Here is a 6,087-nt window from a genome sequence, read left to right on the forward strand (position 1 = left end):
GAGGAGGCGCTGCGAGCCCCGGGCTGGGACGGGCCGCCGGTGTGGCTGCATGCCGATCTCATGCCGGGCAACTTGCTGGTGGACGGTGGCAGGCTGGCCTCGGTAATCGACTTCGGGTGCCTGGGGGTGGGTGATCCGGCGTGCGACCTGTTCCCGGCGTGGAATCTGCTGCCGACCGATGCGAGGGAAGTCTTCCGCCAGGCGCTGGGAGTGGACGACGCGACCTGGATCCGCGGCCGGGGGCGGACGCTCTCGCAGGCGCTGATCGCGCTGCCGTACTACCGGAGGACGAACCCGGCGATGGCGCACAATGCCCGGCACGTGATCCGAACGGTGCTCGACGAAGGCTGAGGCATCCCACTTGGCGTTGGGGACCGAGCTGGTCATATGGCGCGGTTCATTGTTTATGATCGGGTCCTGGGGTGTTGAGCTGGGCTGATCAGTTGGCTGGTTGGGCCTGGCGGTGTGCTGTGTGTTGGCGAGGGGCTTGACCCTGCTTGCGGGCTGGAGCTGGATGGGTGTGAGCTGCGGTTTTATCGGTTCGGGGTGGCGGGATGGCTGTTGGTCGGTTTGTTTGGCTGACCGGTCAGGTTCGCTGGACGGCTGTTATAGCGGTGTAGGGGCGTGGGGCCGTGGATGCCGAGGGTGGCCAGCAGGTGTTGCTGGTGGGGGCCGGCCCAACGTCGAACAGCTCCCGCCAGTCCCTACGCCCCCCCGGTGAGTTCACGGCCTGTTGGGGTGTAGCCGCGGAAGTGCGGGGAGTGGACGTTCTCCACCGCCTGCCGCTGGTGTTCCGGTAGAGCGAAGAAGCGTCTGGCCAGGTCCAGGAGTTCCGCCGACCGCTGCCGGGTGGTGCCGTGCCCGGTCAGGTAGCAGAAGCCGGAACGGTGAGGGATGTCCCGCAACCGGTCCGCGAACGCCGGTCGTGACGCGGAGTCGCGCCATGCCCGCAGGTCCATTTCGGGCAGCTGAGGCGGACGGCCGTGCCAGGTGGCCACCCGGTCCTCCCGAAGTAGAGGTTGCGGGTGCAGGAGTTGAGCCGCCCACCGGGAGCGGAGTTGTACGACAGGGCGGCGCTGATGCGCGGGGTGGGGCCGGATACGGGGGTGACCCGGTGGAGGGAGACCCGGCCCGAGTGCAGGACACGAGTGCCGGGTGTGGTGCCCAAATCACGGTCAGCGAGCGCCGTTCTCCGGCAGCAAAGGCGCGCAGGGCGTCGCGGTCCTGTTCCACCGCAGCCCGCGTACGCGGCAAGTACTCCAGGGCCCCGCCCTGCTCGGGCGCGAGGAGGTGCAGGACGATCGTCTACTCCGACACATCGAAGTGCCAGTCCTGTTCGTCGCGCTCGTGGTGGACATGGATCGTCATGGCCCAGAGCGGGTCGGCCGAGCGGAACAGCCGCCGGCCGACGACCGCGGAGAGGAACTCGAGCAACGGCTCCCCGTGGTAAAGGGCTTTGAGCGGGGAGCCAGCATCGATACGGTCGTAGGCCAGCGTGCTCTTGGTGTGCGTCCGGCCTAGGTGCGCGGAATCGGATGCCCCGCCCGCATCGATGGCCGCCCCGCCGGCCCGCGCGCTTCAGCTCAGGGCGGCGACCCTATCGTGGGAACTCAGCGAGTGCCTGTTCGTTTGTTTATCGGCATTCGGCATTCGGCATTCGGCAATCTAATCGCACTCTTTCGGGGGCATGTTCACGTGCCGATATCCGCCTGCGCTTGCACGAGCGGCGCATGCGATTCCCATATGGGAATCGCATGCACACAGCCTTTGTGGGAACGGCGCTGGGAGGGGTGTCGGGTGTCCGCACGTCGCAGGCGCTCCCCGCCGGTCGCGCCTCAGCGCCCTCGGCCACCGCATCCTGCTCTATGAAGCGGGCCTACCAGTAGCCGTCAGCGGTTCAGTTGAGGCCAACCGTTCCGTATCGCGCGGTTCCCGGATGCTCGACAGCTCTTGACGAATACTCCGCCCCGTCGCTTCGCCGAGATTGGAATTGAACGACATCTCCGGCGAGGCCACCGCCTGGGCCTCTACGGTGGGCTCTCGTGAGAAATGCCTGGTTGAGGGGACAGCGTGAACGCGGTGGAAGCCGGACACGGCACAACGCACCAAGGTCAAGCTGGCTCAGCTGCTGAGCATTGGGAGCCGCGGTGGCGCGGACTGCATCCGAGTTGGCCCGTTTTACCCGTCCGTCACCGGGTCGCCCGTTGCAAGCCCCACCAGCCTATGTGCGAAGGTACGCGGTCGCCCCCGCCCCCGCAGCCGCCGGTGTGCTCGACGAATGCTTCATCTCCTGGGAGTTTCTGCCCTTTCGTTGACGCAGATCGTCTGCGGGCAGCGTCGGCTTCCGTCGGTGCCATGGCTACGCACCCCGAGCCGCCGATCACGAGTTTGCTGTCTGTCTGGCGGAAGGCTGCTCACTCGTGGGGTTGGGAGATACCAGCGAGCAATGCCGACACGCTCTCCCTCTACTCGAGGCTGGCCTCGATTGTGTCTGTCCCGACCACTCAGTGGAAAGTGCTGGCCAGGTAGGTGTTGCGGATTCTGATGAGGTGGGGCATGTATCGGCTCAGGAGGATTCTGTCGACGATGCATCCGACGGGCCCCAGTGGTGAAGCGAAGTCGATGACGTCTCGCATTATGGTGCCACCGTTGCCGTCCGGCTCGAAGTGGTGGGCGTGACGCCATCGTTTGAAGGGCCCGGACTCCTGCTCGTCCACGAAACGTCGGGGTCGGTCGTATGTGGTGATGCGGGCCTTGAGTCGCCAGGTCAGGCCGAAATGCCGAGCCTGGAAGGTCACCGTGTCCCCGAGCGACAGCTCTCCCCGGGTCCTGCCATCAACGGCGCGCTCTGACGAATCGGCCATCGAGCGGGTATGCGCCTCCACGTCCAGGCATACCGCGAACACCTGGTCCGGGGGTGCGGCGACGGCTGTCACGACCTCGAAATGCTGCACAAGCTCATCCTAGGCGCTGGGGATTCCGGGCCAATTCCGGGCCCCGACCCGGGGCAGAATGCAGGTCTGATCTCAGGCTCGGCGCCTCTCCTGGGTCTGCGCGAGACGGAATGGGTCGATTCCAGTCTCGACGATGTGCGCGTTGACGGTGAATCGGTCCACGATCGCCGCGCATAGCAGGGGCCGGCAAGGACGGCTTCCGCCAGGCGCGTAGCGAACCCGGCGAGCGAGAGGAAGTCGAAACACAATGTCGCTGTACGCGGCGGTCTCGGTGAGAATGTTCTTCTGGACACTGCCGCCGTCGCGGTCGTAGAGCACGTCCAGCCCGTAGAAGAACTTCGGATCGGGCCATGCGCACACACTTGGCACCGGGCGCCCTCTGCCTTTCTCCGGGTCTCACCCCACTTCCGCCGCCACCTGCACACCACCCCCGCCCACCGAGATGACCAACCGCCACACCAACTGGAGGCAGATCACGGGCGCTACTCCCACGGCAGTATCCGTCTGCCCCAGGTGCCCACAGCACCACCGGCTACTTTAACTCGCCTATCCCAACAGCAACTTGACAAGCCCAACAGCAGAGCCAATCTGGACCACCCGGCACGGAACTCCGCTCCGCGCTTCTCACTTTTCTATGCCATTGGCCTTCTTCATGGCGAATATCTCCACGCCACAAACCGAGGAAGCCGTATGCCGTTCGGTTTGCGGGCCTGAGGCTTCGTCCCTAGGTGCGCGACCCATCTCGGCGGCCTTCGATGAGCGTGCCCAGCTGGCGTACGCGGAAGGATTTCCGCCGCGCGGTGTCGTGCAACGACTCGACGGCGTCGCACCAGACGTCGAGGTCGGGGGCCGCGCTCAGCTCGTTGGAGCGGGCCTTGGCCCGGCGGGAGGCGCGGGCCCAGATCGTGGGGTCCCGCAAGGACATCAGGGCGTGGATCCAGGCGTTCGTGTCGTCGCGATAGGCGAAGATCCCGGCCTCGCCCATGGATTCGACCAGCCCCGGGGCGGGGTGGGCGATCACCGGGATGCCAGAGGCGAACGCCTCCACCGCCACCCGGCCCCAGGACTCGTACAGGCTGGGCATGAGCATCACGCGCGAGCGGCTGTAGACGTGCTCGCGCATGTGCTTTCCGGGCACGGCGTCGGCGACTTCGCAGTTGGGTAACCTCGGCGGCGGCATGATCTGCTGCCTGTATGCGCCGCGGAACTTCCACTCGGCGTGGATGCCGTGGGCACGCTCCTGCGGCGTCGAGCCCATCTTCTGCGTCGCCGGGTACAGGCTTGGGTGGATACGCAGGTGACCGCATTAGGGCGAGACTAGATGCACGATTGTCCCCTGATCGTCTCCGTTCCCGCTTGAGAGCCAGTCCAGCTCCATGAGCGTCGCGTCACCAGCACGAACCGCCACCAGAAACGACGTCTGAGCGGATGTGTCCAGGTGATCAAGCTGCGTAGAGAACAGTCATGGTCACCCACGGCCGCGGGCTTCCTGTGTCCAGGACCGGACTCACCCTGCTTTCACTATCTGTGGCGGTGTGACAGGTCGACTACAGCCAGACCCACTCAAGGTCCAAGACTCGCCATAGGGGCCCTCCACGCGGCCGGAGTGAAGAACCATCACGGCCGGCCTACGCCGCAACGTCTGCAACCCCCGTCTCCCCCTCGCGCTCCTCGGCCTCGGATGAGCGCGGACCGGACATCACGCGACTACGTCGAAGCCCTGGCTCCCGGACCAGCGATGACAGGGACCACGGCTGCGGTGTCAGTCTGCTGAAGTATCCTTCCCGCCACCGCACACCGACTGGGAGGACCAAGAGAATTGACTGGCCTGTCTGCTTTCCCGCTGCCCTTTCATGCTTCCCGTTCCATATCGTTTGCGACACCGCGAACGCTGCGGGAACTTCAGATGATGCAGTGCAGCTCACACATTCGGGCGAAGCCGGGGTGGTTCGACAAGATGAACGATGCCGACATCGTCGCCAGGTGGACGCAAGAAGCGGTCGCCCAGGGCCTCACCGAAGCGCAGGTTCGTTACGTGCTTGCCGAACTCCTGCATTACGCAGCGCTGCGGGACGGACGAACCGGCGTCGAGGTGTCCGCAGTCGACGGGGTGTGGCAGTCGGACACACTGGTCGACGACCAGCTCAGATCCCGGCTGCGCGAGGCGGTTCGGGTTCTGGAACAGGTCCCCGAAGCAGAACAGGACTGGCATCCCGGATCCGACGGCCAGGTACTGGATCTGGTTCATCCCTCACTGTTCTGCCTGGTGAGAGAGGTGAGCGGTGCGCCCGAGCGGGCTTGGCGGAACCCGACGGACCGTTACTCGAAGTACGAATTCTCGGAGAAATTCCAGTGGCTACCCACGGACGTCGACGTCAGTGACGACGGCGATGTCGCCTTCCGTTCGTACGTCAACAACGTCCACCCCGAGACTCATCGCGAACTAGCCTCCGTCCTGCCAGAGTTGTTCGCGCGCGTGCGCCCGCTGCTGGAGAACGTGCTCACCGATCTGCGCCATCCGCGGCCCCTGCGGATCGAGGTCGATCCTTTCGGGTGGTACGACTCGGAGCCGGAGTATCCGGACAAATCCTCCTACAGTGATGATGGGACCTACGCAGAAGCCCGCCGTGCATGGGAAGAGGCCCAAGACGACTGGTGGGAAAACCGCCGTCCGGCCATCCCGGACGCCCCGGCCTTCACCCCGCCCGAGTTGCCCGATGAATCCGCCCGAGTCGACCTGCGCGGCCGCCGTCTCCAGGTCATCGTCAAGCTCGCCACTATTCATCTCACCCCGGACAAGCCCGAGTACCCCGGCGGTTCCTGGCATGTTGAGGGGATGATGAACGAGCGGATTGTTTCGACCGGCATTTACTACTGGGACAGCGAGAACATCACCGAAAGCCGACTGAGTTTCCGGGCGGCACTCGACGACCCGCACTACGAACAGAACGACGACAACGGCCTGCGTGAGGTCTACGGGCTGGAGGACGAAGACGCACTGAACCAGATGCTGGGATCGGCATCGACCCCAGCGGGCCGCTGCCAGGCCATCCAGAACAACCTGCAACACCGCGTCGGCTCATTCCGCCTCACGGACCCCGCCCGCCCGGGATATCGCAAAATTCTCGCGTTC

General features: G+C 65.4%; 6 protein-coding genes. 2 read left to right on the forward strand and 4 right to left on the reverse strand.

Translation table 11 applies throughout. The annotated features are described in order from the left end of the window. On the forward strand, nt 1-351 hold a 351-nt coding region (locus tag AB0I10_RS39965), incomplete at its 5' end, for a phosphotransferase (RefSeq protein WP_363157657.1). 353 nt (nt 352-704) lie between these two features. On the opposite strand, the gene AB0I10_RS39970 is transcribed toward AB0I10_RS39965, so the two are convergent. The 4 genes from AB0I10_RS39970 to AB0I10_RS39985 all read right to left on the reverse strand — a co-directional run bounded on the left by AB0I10_RS39970 (nt 705) and on the right by AB0I10_RS39985 (nt 4,212). After that, a complete protein-coding gene (locus AB0I10_RS39970; protein ID WP_363157658.1) occupies nt 705-998 on the reverse strand; it encodes a 2-oxoglutarate and iron-dependent oxygenase domain-containing protein in 294 nt (97 codons plus the stop codon). Between the two features lie 307 nt (nt 999-1,305). After that, nucleotides 1,306-1,434, reverse strand: coding sequence for a hypothetical protein (locus AB0I10_RS39975; RefSeq protein ID WP_363157659.1), 129 nt, complete (start codon nt 1,432-1,434; stop codon nt 1,306-1,308). 1,070 nt (nt 1,435-2,504) lie between these two features. Continuing rightward, nucleotides 2,505-2,954 (reverse strand): SRPBCC family protein, encoded by a 450-nt coding sequence (locus tag AB0I10_RS39980; RefSeq protein WP_363157660.1) that lies wholly within the window; start codon nt 2,952-2,954, stop codon nt 2,505-2,507. Between the two features lie 724 nt (nt 2,955-3,678). Then, nucleotides 3,679-4,212, reverse strand: a complete 534-nt coding sequence (locus tag AB0I10_RS39985) for a glycosyltransferase family 4 protein (RefSeq protein WP_363157661.1) — start codon at nt 4,210-4,212, stop codon at nt 3,679-3,681. Between the two features lie 561 nt (nt 4,213-4,773). Here AB0I10_RS39985 and AB0I10_RS39990 point away from each other — a divergent pair. After that, the coding region (locus AB0I10_RS39990) for a DUF4246 domain-containing protein (protein WP_363157662.1) at nt 4,774-6,087 on the forward strand (1,314 nt) is incomplete at its 3' end.

Source organism: Streptomyces sp. NPDC050636 (genome assembly GCF_040654775.1).
Classification (GTDB): Bacteria; Actinomycetota; Actinomycetes; order Streptomycetales; family Streptomycetaceae; genus Streptomyces.

What these genes read in the sequence shown, in the direction of transcription:
- AB0I10_RS39985 (WP_363157661.1), bottom strand. Translation starts at nt 4,212, where the DNA reads ATGGGCTCGACGCCGCAGGAGCGTGCCCACGGCATCCACGCCGAGTGG.